A 21,890-nucleotide genomic window follows, 5' to 3' on the forward strand; every position below is an offset into this window, starting at 1 on the left:
CATCGCGCCTAGCGATTCTATTAAGCGTCAGCAGATATTCTCCGCCATGCTCGCCTGGACGCGCGACAATCGCAGCCCGCTCATGGATCAACCATCAGCGCAATCCTGGACTTCGGAAAAGAAAAACGCCGCCGGTGCCAAGAACCGGCGGCGTGGATCAAACCGGCGACAAGCGCGTCAAGCCAGCAGGCAGGAGGACTGCGTGTTTTCGCTCAATTTGCGCAGCTTGGGCGCCTCTTGCGCGCAACGCGCCTCCGCCTGCGGGCAGCGGGTGCGGAACACGCAGCCGGACGGCGGGTTAATCGGGCTGGGCAGGTCGCCCTGCAGGATCTGGATGGTCTTGTTCTTCTCCAGCTTGGGGTCCGGAATGGGAATCGCCGACAGCAGCGCGCGGGTGTACGGGTGCGAGGGCACGTCGTACAGAGCGTGCTTGTTGGCCAGCTCCATCTCGCGGCCCAGGTACATCACCAGGATGCGGTCGGAGATATGCTTGACCACGGCCAGATCGTGGGCGATGAAGATCAGCGCCAGGCCCATCTCGCGCTGCAGTTCCTTCAGCAGATTGATGATCTGCGCCTGGATCGACACGTCCAGCGCCGACACCGGCTCGTCGCAGATGATCAGCTTGGGCTCCAGGATCAGCGCGCGGGCGATGCCGATGCGCTGGCACTGGCCGCCGGAGAACTCGTGCGGATAGCGGTTGATCATCTGCTCGCGCAGGCCGACGCGCTTCATCATCGCCTTGACGCGCTTCATGACTTCTTCCGCCGACAGCTCAGGCTTGTGCACGCGCAAGGGCTCGCCGATGATCTGGGCGATGGTCATGCGCGGGTTCAGCGACGCCAGCGGATCCTGGAAGATCATCTGGATATCCTTGCGCACATTCAGCCAATCCTTCTGGCTCCCCTTGCGCAAGTCCTTGCCCATCCACACGATCTCGCCGTCGGTGGCCGGGATCAGGTTCAGAATGGCGCGGGACAGCGTGGACTTGCCGCAGCCGGATTCGCCGACCACGCCCAGCGTCTCGCCGGCGCGCAGATCGAAGCTGACGCCGTCGACGGCCTTCAGCGTCTTCTTCGGGCTCCACGGCCAGGCGTCGCCGCCCTTGACCTGGAAGTGCACTTTGACGTTGCGCACCGACAGAATGATTGGCTTGTTCTCAGACATGGGTCACCTCCGCGGCGGCTTGCACCAGTTCTTCCGCCGGCTTGTGACAGGCGCGCAGAATCTGCGGGTTGAGCGTGCTGGCCGCCAGTTGCGGCAGCTCGGTGGCGCAACGGGGGCTGGCATGGACGCAGCGCTCGCTGAACGGGCAGCCTTTGGGCATATGCGCCATATTCGGCGGGTTGCCCGGGATGCTGACCAGGTCGCTGCCGTCGTGGTCCAGGCGCGGCAGGGCGCCCAAGAGGCCGATGGTGTAGGGATGGGTCGGATGGTAGAAGATGTCGTCGGCGCGGCCGTATTCCATCGCGCGGCCGCCGTACATCACCAGCACGTTTTCGCACAGGCCGGCCACCACGCCCAGATCATGGGTGATCATGATGATGGAAGTGCCGAAATCGCGCTGCAGGTCTTTCAGCAAGGTCAGGATCTGCGCCTGCACCGTCACGTCCAGCGCGGTGGTCGGCTCGTCGGCGATCAGCACTTCCGGCTCGCACAGCAGCGCCATGGCGATCATCACGCGCTGGCGCATGCCGCCGGAGAATTCGTGCGGATACATGTCCACCCGGCGCGCCGCTTCGGGAATGCGCACCGCGTCCAACAGCTCGATCGCGCGCTTTTTGGCGTCGCGCCGGCTCATGCCCTTGTGCAGTTCCAGCACCTCGGTCATCTGCCGCTCCACCGTCAGATACGGGTTCAGCGAGGTCATCGGGTCCTGGAAGATCATCGAGATCCGATCGCCGCGAATCTTGTTCAGCTGCGCCGCGCTCATGGTCAGGATGTTCTGGCCATGGAACAGCGCCTCGCCGCTGGCTTGGCCGTTCTTGGCCAACAAGCCCATCATCGCCAGCACGGTCTGGCTCTTGCCGGAACCGGATTCGCCGACGATGCCCAGGGTCTGGCCCTTGTTCAACTCGAAGCTCACGCCATTGACCGCGTTGACCACGCCGTCATTGGTCTGGAACTGCACCCCGAGATTGTTGACTTTCAAAATGCTCATGTCTTGCCTCGTCTATCCTGGGGTCAGCGGTCTTTCGGGTCCAGCGCGTCGCGCAGGCCGTCGCCGATATAGTTGGCGCAGTAAAGCGTCAAGGACAGCATGCCGGCCGGAAACAGCAACATCCACGGCTGGCTCTCCATGGCCTTGGTGCCGTCGCCGATCAGCACGCCCCAGCTGGTCATCGGCTCCTGCACGCCCAGGCCGAGGAAGGACAGCACCGATTCGGTCAGGATCACCCCCGGCACCGTCACCGTGGTGTAGATCACCACGATGCCCAAGAGGTTGGGCACGATATGGCGGAAAATGATGGTGGGGGTGGACACGCCGATGGCATGCGCGGCTTCGATGTATTCCTTGGAGCGGATGGCCAGCGTCTGGCCGCGCACCACGCGCGCCATGTCCATCCAGCCCAGGATGGTGATGGTCAACACCACCAAGTAGAACTCGCGGCCCAGCAGCGTCACCATCAGGATGGCGATCAACAGGTAGGGCACGGCATACATCATGTCGACGATGCGCATCATCACATTGTCTACCTTGCCGCCGAGGAAGCCCGCGGTGGCGCCCCACAGCACGCCGATGATCACCGCGGCGATGGTGGCCAGCAGGCCGACCATCAGCGAGATGCGGCCGCCGATCAGGGTGCGCACCAGCAAGTCGCGGCCCAGTTCATCGGTGCCGAACAGGTGCAGGTTGTGGAAGGTCGGCGCCAGGCTGATCGCATCCCAGTCAGTGTCGGCGTAGCCATGCGGCAGCAGCCAGGGGCCGACGATACAGGACAGGGTGATCAGGGTCAGGATCACCAGGCTCACCACGGCGGCCTTGTTGCGGAAAAAACGGATGCGGGCGTCGCGCCAGGGGCTGCGGCCCTCGGTCGCGGCCTCGACCAGACCGGTTTCCAGCGCCGCGGCAACCGCGGCTTGTTTGCTTTTCATCATTGCGAAATCCCCCTCAGTAGCGGATCTTCGGATCGAGCAGGGCGTATGCCAGGTCGACGAGGAGGTTGAACACCACGGTGATCACCGTCACCAGCACCACCAGGCCCAGCACCAGCGTGTAATCGCGGTTGGACGCGCCGTTGACGATCAGCTTGCCCAGGCCAGGCAGCGAGAAGATGGACTCGGTCACCACGGCGGAGGTGACGGAGGAGATGGCCAGCGGCCCCAGCAGCGTCACCACCGGCATCAGCGCCGGCTTCAGCGCGTGGCGCAGCACGATGGTGCGCAGCGGCAGGCCCTTGGCGCGGGCGGTGCGGATGAAGTTGCTGTTCATCACCTCGATCAGGCTGCCGCGCATCACGCGGCCGATGGTGGCCACGTTGATGAACACCAGCAAGGCCACCGGCAACACCATGTAGGAAATGGCGAAATCATCCCAGCCGCCGGACGGCAGCCAGTGCAGCAGCATCGAGAAGATCAGCACCAGCACCGGGCCGATGATGAAAGACGGGAAGGCGCTGCCCATATTGCCGACCAGCATCACCAGATAGTCAATGACGCTGTTCTGGCGCAAGGCGGCGATGGTGCCGAGCAGCACGCCTATCACCAGCGAAATCAGGATGGCGCTGCCGCCGATGGCGGCGGAAACCGGCAGCGCGTGCGCCACCAGATCGTTGACGCTCCAGTCCGCATAGCGGAAGGACGCGCCCAGATCGCCATGCAGCAGGCTGTTCAGGTAATACAGATATTGCTTCCACAAGGGCAAGTCCAGATGGTACTTGGCCTGCAGATTGGCCAGCACTTCCGGCGACACCTTGCGTTCGCCGTCGAAAGGACCGCCAGGGGTCAAGTGCAGCAACAGGTAACAGACCGTCGTAACGGCCCAGACGGTTGGTATCGTCACCAACACGCGGCGAAGAGTGTAAGACCACATCGCATGAAACTCCCGTTCGCCCCGCTTCGGCGGCAGGCGGGCGCCGGCCGCTCGCCCGGGGCGAGAACACCACAATCATCGGCCGGTTGCCCTTGCGGGACAACCGGCCTCGTCACGCGGAACTTCCCGCGCGGAATCGCTTAGTGCTGAATGATGTACAGGTACTTGCTGCGATAGCGGTCAGCCGTGTTCTTCAGCGAGTAGCCACCGACATAAGGCTTGACCAGACGCGGCAAGGTGTACTGCAGCACCGGGATCATCGGGTAGTCTTCCATCACCAGCTTGGTGGCTTGGGTCAACAACTCGGTGCGCTTGGCGGCATCGGTGGTCTCGTTGCCCTGCTGGATCAGCGCGTCAGCCTTCTTGTTGCAGTTGAAGTTGTCGTTCTGGGTGTTGCCGCACTGGATCAGCGCCAGGAAAGTGGTGGCGTCGTTGTAGTCGGCCAGCCAGCCGTTGCGGGCGATCTGGTAATCGCCGTCATGGCGCTTCTTCAGGAATACCTTGAACTCGGTGTTGTCCATAGCGGTATTCAGGCCCAGCTTGGTCTTCCACTCCGAAGCCACAAAGATGGCCATCTTCTTGTGGTAGTCGCTGGTATTGTAAGAGAGCTTGATGGTGGTGCCCGGCTTCACGCCGGCCTGGGCCAGCAGCTTCTTGGCCTCTTCCACGCGCTTGGCCATCGGCCATTTCACCCAATCGTAGGTGGACGGCTTGGCGCCGTGCACGCCGTTGACCATCACGCTATAGGCCGGCACCTGGCCGTCGGCAGTGATCTTGGCGGCCAAGAGGTCGCGGTCCAGCACCATGGACAGCGCCTTGCGCACGCGCACGTCCTTCATCAGCGGGTCTTTATGGTTCAGGCTGTAGTAGCGCAGGCCCAGAATGGTGTTGTTCTTCAGATCCTTGGGCATTTCGCTCTTCAGCTTGGCGAAGGAGCCGGGCGGAATCTCATAAGTCATGTCGGTCTGGCCGGACAGATACAGCTTGTTGTCGGCGTTCTGGTCTTCGATCGGCAGGAAGCTGACCTTGGTCAGCTGGACGTTCTTGGCGTCCCAGTACTGCGTGTTCTTCTCGATCACGACTTTGCTGTTGACCTGCCAGTCTTTCAGCACGAACGGGCCGTTGGACACCATCTTGCCCGGCTTGGTCCAGTCCTTGCCATACTTGTCGATCACGGCCTTGGGTGCCGGGCCGAGCTGGGCGTTGGACATCAGTTCCGGCAGGTAGGACACCGGGAAGGCGGTCTTCACTTCCAGCGTGTACTTGTCCAAGGCCTTGACGCCGATGGCGGTATTCGGCTTCTTGCCGGCCACGATATCCGGGCCGTTTTCAAAGAAAATGCCGAAGGTGCCGGCATACGGGGCGGCCAGCTTGGGGTCGACCAGGCGGCGGATGCCGTAGACGAAGTCGTCTGCGGTCACGGGGCTGCCGTCGGACCACTTGGCGGTTTTGCGCAGGTGGAATACCCAGGTGGTCGGGTTGGTCTGTTTCCAGGATTCGGCCACGCCCGGCAGCAGCTTGCCTTCGTTGTCGGTGGCGGTCAGGCCTTCGAACAGGTCATGGGTAATGATGTTGGCGGGCACGCCTTCCACCACCATAGGGTCCAGCGATTCCGGCTCGGAACCGTTGGAGCGCACCAGCTCCTGTTTAGCGGCCAGTTTGACGCCGGCCGGCACATTGGCGGCCAGCACGGAACTGGAAACCAGGGCCAGCGCGACAGCGGCGGCGATCCCCTGCAGCGATTGCTTGTTAGTCATTTTCTACTCTCCTTGTTCTGTCTCGACACGTGAGCAACGGGTCGCGATTCTTTTTCACTCGATTGTATCCAGAGTGGATGGCTGATTATGCGCCGAGGGTTTTGAATACTTCAAGCCCTAAAGCGCGCGCAATTCCATTCATTTTCCTCAACATGCAAGATTTGTCCGACAATGGACTATTAGCGCAAATCAATGGCTTGCTCATTTACTATTTTTTATACCCATCGCATTTTTGCATGCCAAATTCTGTGGCCTCAAATCAGCCAAACTCATGCCTGTCATGCCTCGCGCCAGGATGGCGCAGGCTTGGATCGACGTATGCTAATGCGCTTGAATCATCGAAAGAAGCATTTTCCGCAGCCGCTTCGCCTGAAATGAAAAAAGCCGCTGAAAAGCGGCTTTACCATCAATTTTTCTCAACACTGACGGTGTTTTACAGTTTCATGCGCCAGCCCACGCTGTCGCCGGCCCGCAGCGGCACGAGGACATCGCCGGGATACGGCAGTTCGGCCGGCACCGTCCAGCTTTCCTTGACCAGCATGATGCGGTCCGCGTTGGCGGACAGGCCGTAGAATGCCGGGCCATTCAGACTGGCGAAGGCCTCCAGCTTGTCCAGCGCGCCGGCGGCCTCGAAGGCCTCGGCGTACAGCTCGATCGCGGCATGGGCGGTATACATGCCGGCGCAGCCGCAAGCGGACTCCTTGGCGCCCTTGGCGTGCGGCGCGCTGTCGGTGCCGAGGAAGAACTTGGCCGAGCCGGACGTGGCCGCCTTAACCAGCGCCTGGCGGTGCAATTCGCGCTTGAGCACCGGCAGGCAGTAATGATGCGGCCGGATGCCGCCGACGAACAGCGCGTTGCGGTTCATCAGCAGATGGTGGGCGGTGATGGTGGCGGCGATGTTGTCCGGCGCGGCGGCGACGAACTCGGCGGCCTCGCGCGTGGTGATGTGCTCGAACACCACCTTCAAATTCGGCAGCTTGGCCAGCAGCGGTTTCATCACCCTTTCGATGAACACCGCCTCGCGGTCGAACACGTCAATGTCGGCGTCGGTGACTTCGCCGTGCACCAAGAGCGGCATGCCCATTTCCGCCATCGCCTGCAGCGCCGGCATGGCATGGGCGATGTCGGTAACGCCATGATCGGAGTTGGTGGTGGCGCCGGCCGGGTACAGCTTGACGCCGTGGACGAAACCGCTGGCCTTGGCCTTGCGGATCTCCTCGGCGCGGGTCTTGTCGGTCAGGTACAGCGTCATCAGCGGCTCGAAGGCGCTGCCGGCCGGACGCGCGGCCAAAATCCGCTCGCGGTAGGCCGCGGCGGCTTCGACAGTGGTGACCGGCGGCTTCAGATTAGGCATCACGATGGCGCGGCCCATCTGGCGACAGGTATCGGGCAACACGGCGGCCAGCGCGGCGTCGTCGCGCAGGTGCAGGTGCCAGTCGTCGGGGCGGATCAGGGTCAGTGTCTGCATGGTGGATCGCTTGCGTAACGGTGGATGAAACGATGGCGACGGAAAACCGTCGCCATGGGCTTATTTGCGGCGCAGCACCATTCGGAACTTGCCTTCTGCTGTCGTGGTCGACTCCATCAGGCCATTGCCGGTCTGGCGGCAGAAGGCCTCGAAATCCTTGGGCGCGCCCGGATCGGTGGCGATCACCTCCAGCACCGCGCCGCTGGCCATGTCCGCCAACGCCTTTTTGGCGCGCAAAATCGGCAAGGGGCAGTTCAAGCCGGAGAGGTCGATGTGTTTGTCGGGTGTCATGGGCCGGTGTCCTCAGCCATATCGGGTTACAATGAGGGGAACATGGCGCGGCCGCGATGCGCGGCAAGCCGTGGCCGTATAGTTTACGCCAGTCGTCAAGCCTTACCCAAATCGGTCCGTATCATGTGCATCATCGCCTTCGCCTATAAAACGCCGGGCTTGGGCCAGCTGGTCTTGCTGGCCAACCGCGACGAATACTACGCCCGCCCCGCCGCGCCGCTGGATTGGTGGCCGGAATACCCCAACACGCTGGGCGGCCGCGACTTGCAGTCCGGCGGCAGCTGGCTGATGGTGGACGGCCGCAACCGCATCGCCGCCATCACCAACTTCCGCGACGGCTTCCCGCCCAAGGCGGAGCGTTCGCGCGGCGAGCTGGTGGAGCGCTTCGTCAGCGGCGACGACGATCCTTTCGCCTTCGCCGACTGGCTGCGGGCCGAGAGCCATCATTACGCGCCGTTCAATCTGCTGTTCGGCAGCAGCGCCGACCTGTTCTTCTTCCACAGCCCCAACAAGCAGATCGCCCGCGTCACGCCCGGCATCCACACGCTGTCCAACGCCACGCTGGACACGCCATGGTTCAAATGCCGACGGCTGGCGGAGTACCTGACCGAATTCGGCCGGCCGCCGACCGAAGACCAGGCCTATGCCGCGCTGGCCGATCCGACGCCGGGCGGGCCGGGTGAGTTGCCCAACACCCGCATCGGCATGGCGCTGGAAAAAACGCTGTCGCCCATCTTCATCCAGGGCCGCGACTACGGCACCCGCAGCTCCATGCTGCTGACCGTGAGCAACCGCGGCGATATCGGATTTTCCGAACGCAGCTGGGGCCTGGCCGGGCGCGAAACCGGCCGCCGCCACTACAACCTGCGCGCCGGCACGGCGCGCTGATCCGGAGCATTGCATTGAAATTCCGTCATACCCTGCCGGCGCTGCTGGCGCTGTGCCTGAGCCTGACGGCGCAAGCCGAAGGCAAGCTGATCAAGAACAACAACTACGCCCTCGATGTGGACAAGCCGTGGGAGGAGCAAGCCTACTCGCTGCCGGCCTACCCGCAGGCGGCCGACTGGATAGAGGTGAAGCCAGACTGGCTGCAGAGCAACCGCTTCTTTGTCGACGGCAATACCTTGAGCGTGGGCCAGGACGGCGTGGTGCGCTTCATCAGCCGCGTCCTCAGCGGCAAGGTGGAGAACCTCAGCGTCGAGGGCATCCAGTGCAAGAGCAATCAATACCGTGCCTATGGCTTCGGCGACAGCGTCAACCAGCGCTGGATCGAGCCGATGCGCCCGCTGTGGCAGGACATCGTCTACAGCGACAAGCTGCGCCGCGAGCTGCGCACGCTGCTGTGCCCGTTTGGCAGCGCGCCGCGCGACGCCGCGCAGGCGGTGGAGTCGCTGCGCAAAGGCGGCTGAAGGCGGCTGCGGATAGCCGGATGGATGTTCTAAGATAAAGCATCTGTCTTGCATTCGCGTAGGCGCCGATGGATCAGCAAACTCTGCAGGAAAATCGCGAAAGGGAATGGGTCAGGCGGCTGTTTGAGCAGAAAGGCATCGCGCCCATTGATGTCAGATCGCTGAAGTGCCCGGCGCCCGATGTCGGCGTGGCGCTGTCAGACGGCCGCTTTCTGGCCATCGAGGTGACCGAGGTGCTGGCCGGCGAGCACGCCCGCCGCAATGCCCGCAAGAAGGAAGTTCAGCAGGCCCAGCAGGCCGCCGGCGGCATAGGCTCGATGTTCACCCGGCCGGCCAGCGCGCTGGACGTCGCCTGCCGCATAGAGGCCAAGGTGGGCAAGGACTACCATGTGCCGAACGGCCATCAGCTGCATCTGCTGCTGGCGGCCGGCACCTTCGAACACGGCGCGATGGCGTCCACCCTGCTGCTATACATCTCGATTCCGGAGTTGAACCAGCTGACCCACAGCATGCTGGCCCATTCGCGCTACCAGCACGTCTATTTGCATCTGCAGCGCGGCTGCGGCCTGTACGAATGGAACCGCCACGACCGCTGGCATGAGATCCACCCGCCCACGGCGCATCAGGACGCTTACCTCAGCACGCAGCTATTGGGCCAGGAGGCTGGCAAATAGCCTACCCGCCCAGCCGGTGCGCAGGCGCGGCCTCCGATTAAAGAAACAGCCCCTAGCCCTCCGCCCGCCAGCTGCCGCTCTTGCCGCCGTCTTTTTCCAGCAAGCGGATGCCGCTGATTTCCATGCCGCGGTCCACCGCCTTGCACATGTCGTAGATGGTCAAGAGGCCTATATTGACGGCCGTAAGCGCCTCCATCTCCACCCCGGTCTGGCCATGGCATTCCGCCGTGACTTCGATGCGCACGGCCGACTCGCCGTCCAGCAGCTCGAACTCCACCGCCAGCCGCGTCAAGGCGATGGGGTGGCACAGCGGGATCAGGTCCCAGGTCTTCTTGGCCGCCATGATGGCGGCGACGCGGGCGATGCCGAGCACGTCTCCCTTCTTGTGGCCGCCGCTTTTCACCAGCGAGAACGTGGACGGCAACATGCGGATCATGCCCTCGGCCACGGCGCGGCGCGCTGTGGCAGCCTTGCCGCCGACATCGACCATATGGGCCTGGCCGGCGGCGTCGAAATGGGTCAGTCGGGTCATGGCGAACCTTTCGGGTAATACGTGATTAGCCACGGAAGCGCACGGAAAGACACGGACAAAATCTGCCAAGGCTTTTTTAACAAGGCACGAGCCCGGTCGTCCAAGCGTCTAAGTTCCGTGTTCTTCCGTGGCAATGGCTAATTTGTTCAGGACTGCATTCAACGCAGCAGGCGGAATATCAGCCAGAAACAGGCGACGATAAGCAGCAGGCCGGCGCTCCAGCGGACGATGGCCAGCACGCGGCGCAGATAGCGGCGGTCATGGGTCAGCGCGAAGCACAGCAGCGCCCAGCCTATCGCCAGTATCGTCGCCAGCAGCCACAGCCGCCAGAAGCCGAACACGGCTTAATCCTGCTGTGGCAGCTGGTGGAAGCTGGACGGCGCGTCCAGCGGATCGTCGAAGCTGACGAACTCCCAGGCCTCCGGCGTTTCCAGCAGCTTGCGCAGCAGTTTGTTGTTCATCGCATGGCCGGACTTGTGGCCGGAGAAGGCCGCGATCAGCGGATGGCCGACGATGTAGAGGTCGCCGATCGCATCCAGGATCTTGTGGCGGACGAACTCGTCCGGAAAACGCAGGCCCTCCGGATTCAGCACGTATTCGTCGTCGATCACGATGGCGTTGTCCAGGCTGCCGCCGCGGCCCAGGCCGTGGTTGCGCATGTATTCCACCTCGTGCATGAAGCCGAAAGTGCGGGCGCGGCTGATTTCGTCGCTATACGAGTGACGGGCGAAATCCACCACCACGGTCTGCGGCGCGCGATTGAACGCCGGATGGTTGAACTCGATGGACAGGGTGATCTTGAAGCCGTCGTATGGGTCCAGACGGACCCATACGCCGCGGTCTTCCACCATCACGGTCTGTTTGACGCGGATGAAACGCTTTTTCTTGGGCTGCTCGACAATCCCGGCCGTCTGCAACAGATACAGGAACGGCGCGGCGGAACCATCCATGATGGGAATTTCCGCCGCCGTCACTTCGACGACCAGGTTGTCGATGCCGAAACCCGCGAAGGCCGACATCAGATGCTCGATCGTGCCGACACGCACGCCGGTGTCCGTCACCAGCGTGGAGGAGAGGCGCGTGTCGTTGACGAGCAATGGGTCCACCTTCACATCTACCGGCTCGGGCAAGTCGGTGCGACGGAAGAGGATGCCGGTATCGGGCGGCGCCGGCAGCAGGGTGAGCTTCACCCGCTCGCCGGAATGCAGACCGACGCCCGTGGCGCTGATCGCTTGCTTCAGCGTGCGCTGCAAGATCATTTCAGGCTACTCAATCCAGACGGGAAAACCCGATTCTAGCATAGCGACTGCCTATGCTTTATTGATTGATTCGCTAGCATGAATAGCGTTTATCTATCCGCATCCCTCGCTCAGTCGGCCTGCTTGCGCAGGAAGGCCGGAATATCGTAGCTCTCGCTGACTTCCGGATTGGAAAAGTCCAAGGACTGCGCGGCGCGGCGACGGCCTGTGCGCATGATGGCCGGCGCGTCCAGGTCCTCGTAGTTCACCATTTCCACTGCGCGGTCGTCGGTGCCGGTCTTGACGATCTTGATGTACTCCGGACGATCCTCGTTGCGGGCAGCCTTCTTCTGGCCCAGGCCGGTGGCGATCAGCGTCACGCGGATGGTGTCTTCCGGCATGTCTTCCACTTCGGCAGTGCCGAACTTGATCTGCGCGTCTTCGTCCGCGTACTGGCGGATGATGCCCATGATCTCGCGGTACTCGCTCATCTTCAGGCAGCCCGGGGCGGTGGAGATGTTCACCAGCACGCCGCGCGCGCCTTCCAAGGTGATGTTGTCCAAGAGCGGGCTGGCCACGGCCTGCTCGGCGGCCACGCGGGCGCGGTCGATGCCGGAGGCGTAGGCGGAACCCATCATCGCCAGGCCCATTTCGCTCATCACGGTGCGCACGTCGGCGAAGTCGACGTTGATCAGGCCCGGGCAGGTAATCACTTCGGCGATGCCGGCCACGGCGCCTTTCAATACATCGTCGGCGGCGCGGAAGGCTTCGCGCATGGTGACGTCGTCGCCCAGCACTTCCATCAGCTTCTCGTTGGGGATCACGATCAGCGAGTCCACATGCTTCTTCAGGTCCTCGATGCCGTTCTGCGCCACTTTCATGCGCTTGCCTTCATGGTCGAACGGACGCGTGACCACGCCCACGGTCAGGATGCCCATTTCCTTGGCCACTTCCGCCACTACCGGGGCGGCGCCGGTGCCGGTGCCGCCGCCCATGCCGGCGGTGACGAACACCATATTGGCGCCGCGCAGGGTTTCCGCGATGCGTTCGCGGTCTTCCAGCGCCGCGCTGCGGCCCACTTCCGGATTGGCGCCGGCGCCCAGGCCGCGCGTCAGGTTGGTGCCCAGCTGCAGCTTCTGCGGCGCGCGATTGCGCTGCAGCGACTGCGCGTCGGTGTTGGCGCAAATGAATTCCACGCCGTGCACGTTGCCGGAGATCATGTTGTCGATGGCATTGCAACCGCCGCCGCCCACGCCGATTACCTTGATCACGGCCGAGTTGGCCGTCTCTTGCATCACTTCGAATACCATTCCGCTCATTTCCCTCTCCTCACATAAAAGATGAGCCAATCAAACTGCTTTGTACTGCGCCCGAACAACATTGGATGCGCCGCCAGCCCTCGCCGGCGGCCCGAATCCCATCAGAAATTGCTGCCAAACCAAGCCTTCATCCGCGAGAACATCTGGCCGACGCCGGCCGACTCGGCCTTCACCGGGCCGGCATAGCCCTGGATCTGCTCCTTGCCGTACAGCAGCAAGCCTACGCCGGTGGAGAAGCGCGGCGTCTTCACCACTTCCGCCAGGCCGCCGACATACTTGGGCACGCCCACGCGCACCGGAAGGTGGAACACTTCCTCGGCCAGCTCCACCATGCCCGGCATCAGGCTTGCGCCGCCGGTCAGCACCATGCCGGATGACAACATCTCTTCAAAACCGCTGCGGCGCAGCTCCTGCTGCACCAGCTGGAACAGCTCTTCCACCCGCGGCTCGATCACCTCGGCCAGGGTGGCGCGCGACATCTGGCGCGGACCGCGCTCGCCCACGCCCGGCACTTCTATCATCTGGGCCGGATCGGCCATGCCCACCAGGGCCACGCCATGCTGGATCTTGATGTCCTCGGCTTCCTTGGTCGGGGTGCGCAAGGCCATGGCGATGTCGTTGGTGATCTGGTCGCCGGCGATCGGAATCACCGCGGTGTGGCGGATCGCGCCACCCACGTACACGGCGATGTCAGTGGTGCCGCCGCCGATGTCGATCAGGCACACGCCCAGGTCCTTCTCATCCTCGGACAGCACGGCGATGGCCGAGGCCATCGGCTGCAGCACCAGGTCGGACACTTCCAGGCCGCAGCGGCGCACGCACTTGGTCACGTTCTGGGCGGCGGACACCGCGCCGGTGACGATGTGCACCTTGGCTTCCAGCCGCACGCCGCTCATGCCCAGCGGCTCGCGCACGCCTTCCTGGCCGTCGATGCTGTATTCCTGGGTCAGGATGTGCAATACCTGGTGGTCCGGCGGAATGGTCACGGCGCGCGCGGTCTCGATCACGCGATCGATGTCCATCTTGGTGACTTCGCGGTCCTTGATCGCCACCATGCCGTGCGAGTTCACGCTCTTGATGTGGCTGCCGGCGATGCCGACGAACACCTCGTGAATCTTGCAGTCGGCCATCAGCTCGGCCTCCTCCAGCGCGCGCTGGATCGCCTGCACGGTGGATTCGATGTTCACCACCATGCCGCGCTTCAAGCCGCGCGAAGGCGTATGGCCCATGCCGACGATGTTCAGCTGGCCGTCTTCCAGCACCTCGGCCACGATCGCCACGATCTTGGAGGTGCCGATGTCCAGGCCGACCAGCATGTTCTTGCTTTCCTTTGGTTTGCTCACCTGTCGCTCCAACGCCTAATCACTTGTTTCCCTTGGCCGGCGGCGCCTTGTAGTCGGGCATCCGCACGGCGAATCCATTTGGATAGCGCAGGTCGACGTATTCGATGTGATACGGCAACCGCGCCAACTCGCTCTTCCAGTAGGTGGCGAAGCGCTCCGCCCTCGCCACCGCGTCATTCCGTCCCAGCTCCAGCTGCAGCTGGTTGTCCAGCCCCACTTTCCATGCCCGCCGCGACGACAGCCACAGCTCGCGCGGGACCAGGCCTGACGGCTGCAATGCCTGGCGCAGTTGCGTCAGCATCGCCGTCATGTCCTTCTCCGTCCCGGCCGGGCCGTAAAACACTGGCAGTTTGGCGTCGCTGGCGGCGTCGAAACGCTCGCCGCGCGTATTGACCAGACCGTTTTCTCCCCAGCGCGCCAGCGCCACATGCTCCTCCACGGTGATATCCAGCGCGTCCGGCCAGCGCCGTCTCACCTGCGCGTCGCGCACCCACGGCAGCTTGCCGAAGGCGGCGCGCGTCTTGTCGATATCCAAGGTGAAGAAGGTGCCGGCCAGCTCATGCTCCGCGATGAACCTCAACTGCTCTGCCGTCACCCGATTCATGTCGCCCTGAATCCGTATCTTCTTCACCGGGAACACCGGCTCGTGCGTCAGCCAGAATCCCCCCGCGTACAGCAACATCAGCGCTGCCGCGCCCAGCATCCAATTAGCCAGGCCCCGGAGCAGCCGATGGTTATCCCACATGCACCGTATCCAATACCTTCAGACACAGGTCCTCGTATGCGATCCCTTCGGCCTTGGCCGCCATCGGCACCAGGCTATGGCTGGTCATCCCCGGGTTGGTGTTGGCTTCCAGCAAATAGATGCCGCCGGCCTCGTCCATCAGGAAATCCACCCGGCCCCAGCCCTGGCAACCCAGCACCTTGAACGCCGTCAGACACAGTTCGCGCGCACGGCGTTCCGCCTCGCCGGCCAGGCCAGGACAGCGGTACACCGTGTCGTCGCGGAAATACTTGGCGTCATAGTCGTAGTACTCGGTCGCCGGTTCGATCTTCACCGTCGGGTAGGCGGCCTCGCCTATCACCGCGCAGGTGTATTCGCCGCCGCCGATGAACTGCTCTGCGATCACCACGCGGTCGTACTTGCGCGCTTCCTCATACGCCGCCTTCAGGCCGCCCGCTTGCTTGACCTTGGTCACGCCGATGCTGGAACCCTCGGTCGACGGCTTGACGAAGATGGGCAAGCCCAGCTTCCGCTCGATCGCGTCGAAATCGCTGTCGTCGGACAGCAGCTCGAAGGCCGGAATCGGCAAACCGGCGCCCTTCCACAACAGCTTGGTGCGCCACTTGTCCATGCTGATGGCCGAAGCCATCACGCCGCAGCCGGTATACGGCACGCCCAAGGCTTCCAAGGCGCCCTGCAGGGTGCCGTCTTCGCCGAACGGGCCGTGCAGCACGTTGAACACGCGGTCGAATCCTTCTTCCTTCAGCGCCGCAAGCGGTTTTTCCGACGGGTCGAACTTGTGCGCGTCCACGCCTTTGCTCAGCAAGGCAGTCAATACGCCGTTGCCGCTCATCAGCGACACCTCGCGCTCCGCCGAGCTTCCGCCCATCAACACCGCTACCTTGCCGTACTGCTTCATCTGTCTATCCTCAACACGCCCGCGCCGCGCGCGGGCAAAAATCCATTCAAACGGCCTGCGCCACCACTTTGGCCGGCACCGCGCCGATCGAGCCGGCGCCCATCGTCACCACCACGTCGCCGTCCTGCGCCGCATCCAGAATGGCCTGCGGCATGTCGGCGATGGCTTCGACGAACAGCGGCTCCACTTTGCCGCCCACGCGCACCGCGCGGGACAGGGCGCGGCCGTCGGCCGCCACGATGGGCGTTTCGCCGGCGGCGTACACCTCGGACAGCAGCAGCGCGTCGACGCCGGACAGCACTTTCACGAAGTCTTCGAACAAATCGCGGGTGCGGGTGTAACGATGCGGCTGAAAGGCCAGCAGCAGCCGGCGGTCCGGGAAGGCGCCGCGCACCGCCGCCAGCGTGGCGGCCATCTCCACCGGGTGGTGGCCGTAGTCGTCGATCAGCGTGAAGCTGCCGCCATCCTTGGCTTTCACCTCGCCATAGCGCTGGAAACGGCGGCCCACGCCGGCGAACTCGGCCAGCCCCTGTTGAATGGCCTCGATGCTGGCGCCGCACTCCAGGCCGATGGCGATCGCCGACAACGCGTTCAACACGTTGTGGCGGCCCGGGAAATTCAATACCACAGGGAAGCGGGTGATGGCGCCGTTCTTCACCACCACGTCGAAATGCATCTGGCCGGCGGCCGCGCGCACGTTCTCGGCATAGATGTCGGCCGAATCGTCCAGCCCGTAGGTGGTCACCGGCTTGGTGATGCGGTCCTTGATTTCGCGCACATTGGGATCATCGACGCACAACACGGCGCGGCCGTAGAACGGCATGCGCTGCAGGAAATCGACGAAGGCCTGCTTCAGCTTGTCGAAGCTGTGGTCGTAAGTGTCCATGTGGTCGGCGTCGATATTGGTCACCACCGCCATCACCGGGGTCAGGTGCAGGAAGGACGCGTCCGATTCGTCGGCTTCCGCCACCAGGAACTCGCCGGAACCGAGCTTGGCATTGGTGCCGGCTGCGGTCAGCTTGCCGCCGATGACGAAGGTCGGGTCCAGGCCCGCGGCGCCCAGCACCGACGCCGTCAGGCTGGTGGTGGTGGTCTTGCCGTGGGTGCCGGCGATGGCGATGCCCTGCTTGAAGCGCATCAGCTCGGCCAGCATCATCGCGCGCGGGATCACCGGGATGCGCTTGTCGCGCGCCGCCAGCACCTCCGGGTTGTCCGCCTTCACCGCGGTGGAGGTCACCACCACGTCGGCGCCTTGGATATAAGTGGCGTCGTGGCCGAAGAATACGCGCACGCCCTCCGCCGCCAGCCGCTTAGTGGCGGCGCCGTCGGCCATGTCCGAGCCGGACACGGTATAGCCGAGGCCGTGCAGCACCTCGGCGATGCCGCACATGCCGACGCCGCCTATGCCCACGAAATGTATATGTTTGACCCTGTGTTTCATGTCTGTATGTCTCTACTGGGACGCTTCTGCGGCGTCCGGTCTATCCCCGGCCAACTGCTGGCACAGCGCGGCCACCCGGCCGGCCGCGCCGGAACGGGCCAGCGCGCGCGCGCGCTCGGCCTTGTCCAGCAATTGGTCTCTGTCCAGCTGCGCCAACAGGCTGGCAAGCTTGTCGGCATTCAATTCTGTTTGCGGCAAATGCCAGGCCGCGCCCGCTTGGGCCATCCACTCGGCGTTGTCGCGCTGATGGCTGGTGGTGGACACCACCAGCGGCACCAGCACGCTGGGCACGCCGGCGGCGCACAGCTCGCTGACCGTGATGGCGCCGGCGCGGCAGATCACCAGATCGCACTCGGCCAGGCGCCCCGGCATGTCGTCGACGAAAGGCAGCAGCTCTACCTGATCCCGTAGGCCTGCGTCCTGATAGGCGGCTTCGACGGCGGCGAAATTGGCCTCGCCGGTTTGATGCGTCAGCTGCGGCCGCCGCTCCGCCGGCAGCATGGCCATCGCCTGCGGCAAGGTTTCATTCAAAATCCGGGCGCCCAGGCTGCCGCCCACCACCAGCACCTTCAAAGGGCCGCCGCGGCCGGCGAAGCGCTCGGCCGGCGAAGCGATGGCCTCGATCTCGCGCCGCACCGGATTGCCGGTGACCAGCGCCTTGGCGTCGCGCGCCGCGCTGCCGTCGAAGCCGCACACCAGCTTCTTGGCAAACGGCAGCAGGGCCCGATTGCTGAGCAGCAGGCTGGCGTCGGCATTGACCAGCACCAGCGGCTTCCACAGCAGACCGGTCATCACGCCGCCGGGCAGGCAGACATAACCGCCCATGCCCAGCACCACGTCCGGGCGGTGCCGGAAGATCAGCGCGCCGCTTTTGAAAAACGCGCCCACCAGCTGCAAGGCGCCTTTCAGCGAGCCCAATAAACCTTTGCCGCGAACGCCATGGAAATTCAGCCGCTCCAGCGGGATGCCGGTGGGCGGCACCAGCTTGTTTTCCATGCCGCGGCGCGTGCCCAGCCATACCACTTTCCAGCCGCGCTGTTGCAGTTCCTTGGCCACGGCGATGCCGGGGACGATGTGTCCACCCGTGCCTGCCGCCATCACCATGACCGTTCGATTCGCCATCTTCGTCAAACCTTGTACCCGCGCATGATGCGCCGGTTCTCATAGTCAACCCGCAACAGCACCGCCATCGCGATCAAATTCATCAACATCGCCGAACCGCCGAATGACATCAGCGGCAGCGTCAAACCCTTGGTCGGCAGCAAACCCATGTTCACGCCGATATTGAAAAACACCTGGATGCCCAGCCAGATGCCCATGCCCTGCGCCACCAGCGCCTGGTAGTAGCGCTCCAGCTTTTTCGACTCCACGCCGATGTGAAAAGCGCGGCGCACGATCCAGGCATACAGGCCGATCAGGACGCAGATGCCGGCGAAGCCGAACTCCTCGGCGATCACCGCCAGGATGAAGTCGGTATGCGCCTCCGGCAGGTAGAACAGCTTCTCGATGCTGCCGCCCAGGCCAACGCCGAACCATTCGCCGCGGCCGATGGCGATCAGCGAGTGAGACAGCTGATAACCCTTGCCATACGGGTCATCCCACGGGTCCATGAAGCCCAGCACCCGCTTCAAGCGGTACGGCGACGACACGATCAGCAGCACGATGGCCACGATGGCCATGGCCGCCAGCCCGCTGAAGATGCGCATATTGATGCCGCCAAGGAATAACAGGCCCATGGCGATGGACATCACCACCATCAAGGCGCCGAAGTCCGGCTCGCGCAGCAGCAGGAAGGCCACCACCACCATGGCGGCGAACATCGGCGCGAAACCCTCCTTCAGGCTGTGCATCAGGTGCGTCTTGCGCACCGTGTAATCGGCCGCGTACAACACGGTGGCGAACTTCATCACCTCCGACGGCTGCAGGTTCAGCACAAACAGATTGATCCAGCGCCGCGACCCATTGACCACCTTGCCGATGCCGGGGATCAGCACCAGCACCAGCATCACCAGGCCGATCAGGAAAATCTTTCCCGAATACTTCTGCCAAAACGCGGTCGGCACCTGGAACGCGGCGTAGGCAACAGACAGCCCGATCACCATGAACACGATGTGGCGGATCAGGTAGAAGTGCCGGTTCTGCGTCGCCGCATCGGCCTCCGCGTAGGCGATGGACGCCGAATACACCATCACCAGGCTGATCGACAACAACAGCGCCAGCGCCCAGGCCAAAGCCTCGTCCAGCGGGGTGATCGCCGTGTAGCGGCGCGCCGGGTTGCGGATCATGGCCGTTCCGCCTTCAGCGCCGCCACGGTGTCGATGAACACCTGGGCGCGGTGCGCGTAGTTCTTGAACATGTCCAGGCTGGCGCAAGCCGGCGACAGCAGCACCGCATCGCCCGGCTGCGCCAGGTCCGCCGCGCGGCGCGTCGCCGCCTCCAGCGTATCGAAGCGCTCCAGCGCGATGCCGCTGCCGGCCAGCGCGGCCTCGATCTTGCCGGCGTCGCGGCCGATCAGCAGCACGGCGCGCGCGATGCGCTGGCAGGCCGGCTTCAGCGGCGCGAAGTCCTGGCCCTTGCCGTCGCCGCCGGCGATCAGCACCACCGGCCGCGTCATGCCGGACAGCGCCGCCTCGGTGGCGCCGACATTCGTCCCCTTGGAATCATCGATAAACGCGACGCCGCCGAATTCGTCTACCAGCTCGACGCGATGGGCCAGCCCGCGGAAGGTTTTCAGCCCGTCCAGCAGTTTGTCTAGCGGCAGGCCTATGCCCTGGCACAGCGCCAGCGCGGCCAGCGCGTTGGCGGCATTGTGCAGGCCTTGCAGCTGCATGTCGGCGCAGTCGAATACTTTTTCGCCGGCAACGCTGAGCCAATGGCGGCCGCCTTCATGCAGCAGGGCGTAATCGGCGTCGCCCGCGCGCGAAAACCACTTCACCGGGCGGCCCGGGCGCGCCATGGCGCGCACCAGCGCGTCGTCGCGGTTCAGCACCTGCAAACCCTGGCCGTGGAACACCTGGGTCTTGGCATGGGCGTAGTCCAGCAAATCGTGGTAGCGGTCGAGGTGGTCCTCGGAAATGTTCAGCACGGTGGCGGCGTCGGCTTGCAGGCTCCGGGTCGATTCAAGCTGGAAGCTGGACAGTTCCAGCACCCACACATCCGGACGTTTGCCGCTCCGCTCCCGCTCCAGTTGCGCCTCCAGCACCGCCAGGCCGATATTGCCGGCGACGACGGTGTCGAGACCTGCCGTCTGGCACAGATGGCCCACCAGGCTGGTGACCGTGGTCTTGCCGTTGGAGCCGGTGATGGCGATCACCCTGCTGCCGTCGCCCTGGATCGCGCGCGCCAGGATCTCGATATCGCCCACCACCTCGCCGCCGTCGAGGCGGAAGGCGGCGATGGCCGGATTGGCCAGCGGCACGCCGGGGCTGACCACCAGCAGGTCGGCGCCAGCGAAAGTGCGCTCGTCGAATACGCCGCTGATCACCTCGGTGCCGGGCAGATGGCGCTCCAGCTCGGCCAGCCGCTCGGCGGACGGCTTAGCGTCCGCCACGCGCACGCGCGCGCCGTGGGCAGCCAGGTAGCGCGCGGCCGCCAGGCCCGAGCCTCCCAGTCCCACTACCGTCGCTTGTCGATTGGCGTAATCCATTCCCATATCCTCAGCGCAGCTTCAGCGTCGACAGGCCGATCAGCACCAGCATCATGGTGATGATCCAGAAGCGCACCACCACCTGCGTTTCCTTCCAGCCCTTCAATTCGTAGTGGTGGTGCAGCGGCGCCATGCGGAACACGCGCTTGCCGGTCAGCTTGAACGAGCCGACCTGTATCATCACCGACAGCGCCTCCATCACGAACAGGCCGCCCATGATGAACAGCACCACTTCCTGCCGCACGATCACGGCCACGGTGCCCAAGGCGGCGCCCAGCGCCAGCGCGCCGACATCACCCATGAACACCTGGGCCGGGTAGGCGTTGAACCACAAGAAGCCGAGACAGGCGCCGCACATCGCCGCGCAGAACACCACGACCTCATGCGCGCCGGGAATGAAGGGCACGCCCAGATACTTGGAGAACACCGCGTGGCCGGCGACATAGGCGAAAATCGACAAGCCGGCCGCCACCAGCACGGTAGGCAGCGCCGCCAGGCCGTCCAGGCCGTCGGTCAGGTTCACCGCGTTGGAGGTGCCGACAATCACCAGATAGGTCAGCACGCAGAAACCCACCGCGCCCAGCGGATAGGAGATGGTCTTGACGAAGGGCACGATGAACTCGGTGGACGCCGGCAGCTTGGCGGTGGCGATCAGGAACACGCCGGCGCCGATGGCGATGGCGGACTGCCACGCCATCTTGAACTTGGCGGACACGCCTTTCGGGTCCTTGTACACCACCTTGCGCCAATCGTCGTAAAAGCCCAGCGCGCCGGTGCCCAGCATCACCGCCAGCAGCAGCCACACGTATTTGTTGGACAGGTCCGACCACAGCAGCGTGGTCAGGGTGATGGACAGCAGGATCAGCGACCCGCCCATGGTCGGCGTGCCGGCCTTGACCAGGTGCGACTGCGGGCCGTCGTTGCGCACCGCCTGGCCGACTTTCAGCTCGGTCAGTTTGCGGATCACCCACGGCCCCATCAGCAGGGAAATCGTCAACGAAGTCAGCGCCGCCATCACCGCGCGCAGCGTGATGTAGTTGAAGACATTGAAGGCCCGGATATGCGAGCCCAACAGATCAGCCAGCCAAAGCAGCAC

The 21,890-nt window shown here is 64.1% G+C and carries 22 protein-coding genes; 3 read left to right on the forward strand and 19 right to left on the reverse strand.

Going from position 1 to position 21,890, the window contains the following annotated elements; translation table 11 throughout:
* Positions 1-177: 177 nt before the first annotated feature.
* From oppF to BI343_RS03550, 7 genes are all read right to left on the reverse strand, one after another.
* Positions 178-1,167 (reverse strand): murein tripeptide/oligopeptide ABC transporter ATP binding protein OppF, encoded by a 990-nt coding sequence (gene oppF / locus BI343_RS03520; protein ID WP_043623845.1) that lies wholly within the window; start codon positions 1,165-1,167, stop codon positions 178-180.
* A complete protein-coding gene (locus BI343_RS03525; protein WP_043623842.1) occupies positions 1,160-2,161 on the reverse strand; it encodes an oligopeptide/dipeptide ABC transporter ATP-binding protein in 1,002 nt (333 codons plus the stop codon). The genes oppF and BI343_RS03525 overlap by 8 nt, the downstream gene beginning before the upstream one ends.
* Positions 2,162-2,184: 23 nt before the next feature.
* On the reverse strand, positions 2,185-3,099 hold the full coding sequence (locus tag BI343_RS03530; protein WP_071108686.1) for an ABC transporter permease subunit: 915 nt from the start codon (positions 3,097-3,099) through the stop codon (positions 2,185-2,187).
* A gap of 13 nt (positions 3,100-3,112) precedes the next feature.
* A complete protein-coding gene (gene oppB / locus BI343_RS03535; RefSeq protein ID WP_071108687.1) occupies positions 3,113-4,033 on the reverse strand; it encodes an oligopeptide ABC transporter permease OppB in 921 nt (306 codons plus the stop codon).
* Between the two features lie 140 nt (positions 4,034-4,173).
* Positions 4,174-5,790 carry a peptide ABC transporter substrate-binding protein gene (locus BI343_RS03540; RefSeq protein ID WP_071108688.1) on the reverse strand — a complete coding sequence of 539 codons (1,617 nt, stop codon included), beginning with the start codon at positions 5,788-5,790 and terminating at the stop codon, positions 4,174-4,176.
* A gap of 433 nt (positions 5,791-6,223) precedes the next feature.
* The gene (gene pyrC, locus BI343_RS03545; protein ID WP_071108689.1) at positions 6,224-7,258 is read right to left on the reverse strand and encodes a dihydroorotase; all 1,035 of its coding nucleotides are present in this window, start codon (positions 7,256-7,258) and stop codon (positions 6,224-6,226) included.
* 60 nt (positions 7,259-7,318) lie between these two features.
* Entirely contained in the window at positions 7,319-7,549 is a 231-nt protein-coding gene (locus BI343_RS03550; protein WP_043623827.1) for a sulfurtransferase TusA family protein, read from the reverse strand.
* Between the two features lie 123 nt (positions 7,550-7,672).
* Here BI343_RS03550 and BI343_RS03555 point away from each other — a divergent pair, with 123 nt between their 5' ends.
* The 3 genes from BI343_RS03555 to BI343_RS03565 all read left to right on the forward strand — a co-directional run bounded on the left by BI343_RS03555 (position 7,673) and on the right by BI343_RS03565 (position 9,632).
* Positions 7,673-8,437, forward strand: a complete 765-nt coding sequence (locus BI343_RS03555; RefSeq protein ID WP_071108690.1) for an NRDE family protein — start codon at positions 7,673-7,675, stop codon at positions 8,435-8,437.
* A gap of 14 nt (positions 8,438-8,451) precedes the next feature.
* On the forward strand, positions 8,452-8,958 hold the full coding sequence (locus BI343_RS03560; RefSeq protein WP_043623824.1) for a CNP1-like family protein: 507 nt from the start codon (positions 8,452-8,454) through the stop codon (positions 8,956-8,958).
* Positions 8,959-9,026: 68 nt separating this feature from the next.
* Positions 9,027-9,632 (forward strand): PDDEXK family nuclease, encoded by a 606-nt coding sequence (locus BI343_RS03565; RefSeq protein WP_071108691.1) that lies wholly within the window; start codon positions 9,027-9,029, stop codon positions 9,630-9,632.
* Positions 9,633-9,684: 52 nt separating this feature from the next.
* Here the strand turns inward: BI343_RS03565 and moaC are convergent, their stop codons facing one another.
* The 12 genes from moaC to mraY all read right to left on the reverse strand — a co-directional run bounded on the left by moaC (position 9,685) and on the right by mraY (position 21,890).
* Complete coding sequence (gene moaC, locus BI343_RS03570; RefSeq protein WP_071108692.1) at positions 9,685-10,164, reverse strand: cyclic pyranopterin monophosphate synthase MoaC; 480 nt, start codon at positions 10,162-10,164, stop codon at positions 9,685-9,687.
* Between the two features lie 158 nt (positions 10,165-10,322).
* Complete coding sequence (locus tag BI343_RS03575) at positions 10,323-10,505, reverse strand: hypothetical protein (protein WP_071108693.1); 183 nt, start codon at positions 10,503-10,505, stop codon at positions 10,323-10,325.
* A 3-nt stretch (positions 10,506-10,508) separates the two neighbouring features.
* Positions 10,509-11,420, reverse strand: coding sequence for a UDP-3-O-acyl-N-acetylglucosamine deacetylase (lpxC, locus tag BI343_RS03580; protein ID WP_043624094.1), 912 nt, complete (start codon positions 11,418-11,420; stop codon positions 10,509-10,511).
* Positions 11,421-11,533: 113 nt separating this feature from the next.
* The gene (gene ftsZ, locus BI343_RS03585) at positions 11,534-12,721 is read right to left on the reverse strand and encodes a cell division protein FtsZ (protein ID WP_043623812.1); all 1,188 of its coding nucleotides are present in this window, start codon (positions 12,719-12,721) and stop codon (positions 11,534-11,536) included.
* A gap of 101 nt (positions 12,722-12,822) precedes the next feature.
* Positions 12,823-14,064, reverse strand: a complete 1,242-nt coding sequence (ftsA, locus tag BI343_RS03590) for a cell division protein FtsA (RefSeq protein ID WP_043623809.1) — start codon at positions 14,062-14,064, stop codon at positions 12,823-12,825.
* 19 nt (positions 14,065-14,083) lie between these two features.
* Positions 14,084-14,809, reverse strand: a complete 726-nt coding sequence (locus BI343_RS03595) for a cell division protein FtsQ/DivIB (protein WP_043623806.1) — start codon at positions 14,807-14,809, stop codon at positions 14,084-14,086.
* On the reverse strand, positions 14,799-15,707 hold the full coding sequence (locus BI343_RS03600) for a D-alanine--D-alanine ligase (RefSeq protein WP_071108694.1): 909 nt from the start codon (positions 15,705-15,707) through the stop codon (positions 14,799-14,801). The genes BI343_RS03595 and BI343_RS03600 overlap by 11 nt, the downstream gene beginning before the upstream one ends.
* Positions 15,708-15,753: 46 nt before the next feature.
* Positions 15,754-17,148, reverse strand: a complete 1,395-nt coding sequence (gene murC, locus BI343_RS03605) for a UDP-N-acetylmuramate--L-alanine ligase (protein WP_071108695.1) — start codon at positions 17,146-17,148, stop codon at positions 15,754-15,756.
* A gap of 12 nt (positions 17,149-17,160) precedes the next feature.
* On the reverse strand, positions 17,161-18,270 hold the full coding sequence (murG, locus tag BI343_RS03610) for an undecaprenyldiphospho-muramoylpentapeptide beta-N-acetylglucosaminyltransferase (RefSeq protein ID WP_043624092.1): 1,110 nt from the start codon (positions 18,268-18,270) through the stop codon (positions 17,161-17,163).
* Between the two features lie 5 nt (positions 18,271-18,275).
* On the reverse strand, positions 18,276-19,433 hold the full coding sequence (gene ftsW, locus BI343_RS03615; RefSeq protein WP_071108696.1) for a putative lipid II flippase FtsW: 1,158 nt from the start codon (positions 19,431-19,433) through the stop codon (positions 18,276-18,278).
* Positions 19,430-20,794, reverse strand: coding sequence for a UDP-N-acetylmuramoyl-L-alanine--D-glutamate ligase (gene murD, locus BI343_RS03620; RefSeq protein ID WP_071108697.1), 1,365 nt, complete (start codon positions 20,792-20,794; stop codon positions 19,430-19,432). Before murD ends, ftsW begins: the two co-directional genes overlap by 4 nt.
* 10 nt (positions 20,795-20,804) lie before the next feature.
* Positions 20,805-21,890 carry a phospho-N-acetylmuramoyl-pentapeptide-transferase gene (mraY, locus tag BI343_RS03625; RefSeq protein ID WP_071108698.1) on the reverse strand — a complete coding sequence of 362 codons (1,086 nt, stop codon included), beginning with the start codon at positions 21,888-21,890 and terminating at the stop codon, positions 20,805-20,807.

Source organism: Chromobacterium amazonense (assembly GCF_001855565.1).
In the GTDB taxonomy this organism is placed as follows: Bacteria; Pseudomonadota; Gammaproteobacteria; order Burkholderiales; family Chromobacteriaceae; genus Chromobacterium; species Chromobacterium amazonense.

Excerpts from the sequence above, each read along its gene's own strand:
- BI343_RS03550 (WP_043623827.1), bottom strand. The coding sequence starts at position 7,549 with ATGACACCCGACAAACACATCGACCTCTCCGGCTTGAACTGCCCCTTG.
- ftsZ (WP_043623812.1), bottom strand. The coding sequence starts at position 12,721 with ATGAGCGGAATGGTATTCGAAGTGATGCAAGAGACGGCCAACTCGGCC.
- BI343_RS03595 (WP_043623806.1), bottom strand. The coding sequence starts at position 14,809 with ATGTGGGATAACCATCGGCTGCTCCGGGGCCTGGCTAATTGGATGCTG.
- ftsW (WP_071108696.1), bottom strand. The coding sequence starts at position 19,433 with ATGATCCGCAACCCGGCGCGCCGCTACACGGCGATCACCCCGCTGGAC.
- BI343_RS03540 (WP_071108688.1), bottom strand. The coding sequence starts at position 5,790 with ATGACTAACAAGCAATCGCTGCAGGGGATCGCCGCCGCTGTCGCGCTG.
- BI343_RS03600 (WP_071108694.1), bottom strand. The coding sequence starts at position 15,707 with ATGAAGCAGTACGGCAAGGTAGCGGTGTTGATGGGCGGAAGCTCGGCG.
- oppF (WP_043623845.1), bottom strand. The coding sequence starts at position 1,167 with ATGTCTGAGAACAAGCCAATCATTCTGTCGGTGCGCAACGTCAAAGTG.
- murD (WP_071108697.1), bottom strand. The coding sequence starts at position 20,794 with ATGGATTACGCCAATCGACAAGCGACGGTAGTGGGACTGGGAGGCTCG.
- BI343_RS03530 (WP_071108686.1), bottom strand. The coding sequence starts at position 3,099 with ATGATGAAAAGCAAACAAGCCGCGGTTGCCGCGGCGCTGGAAACCGGT.
- oppB (WP_071108687.1), bottom strand. The coding sequence starts at position 4,033 with ATGTGGTCTTACACTCTTCGCCGCGTGTTGGTGACGATACCAACCGTC.
- murG (WP_043624092.1), bottom strand. The coding sequence starts at position 18,270 with ATGGCGAATCGAACGGTCATGGTGATGGCGGCAGGCACGGGTGGACAC.
- moaC (WP_071108692.1), bottom strand. The coding sequence starts at position 10,164 with ATGACCCGACTGACCCATTTCGACGCCGCCGGCCAGGCCCATATGGTC.
- pyrC (WP_071108689.1), bottom strand. The coding sequence starts at position 7,258 with ATGCAGACACTGACCCTGATCCGCCCCGACGACTGGCACCTGCACCTG.
- murC (WP_071108695.1), bottom strand. The coding sequence starts at position 17,148 with ATGAAACACAGGGTCAAACATATACATTTCGTGGGCATAGGCGGCGTC.
- BI343_RS03555 (WP_071108690.1), top strand. The coding sequence starts at position 7,673 with ATGTGCATCATCGCCTTCGCCTATAAAACGCCGGGCTTGGGCCAGCTG.
- BI343_RS03525 (WP_043623842.1), bottom strand. The coding sequence starts at position 2,161 with ATGAGCATTTTGAAAGTCAACAATCTCGGGGTGCAGTTCCAGACCAAT.
- BI343_RS03565 (WP_071108691.1), top strand. The coding sequence starts at position 9,027 with ATGGATCAGCAAACTCTGCAGGAAAATCGCGAAAGGGAATGGGTCAGG.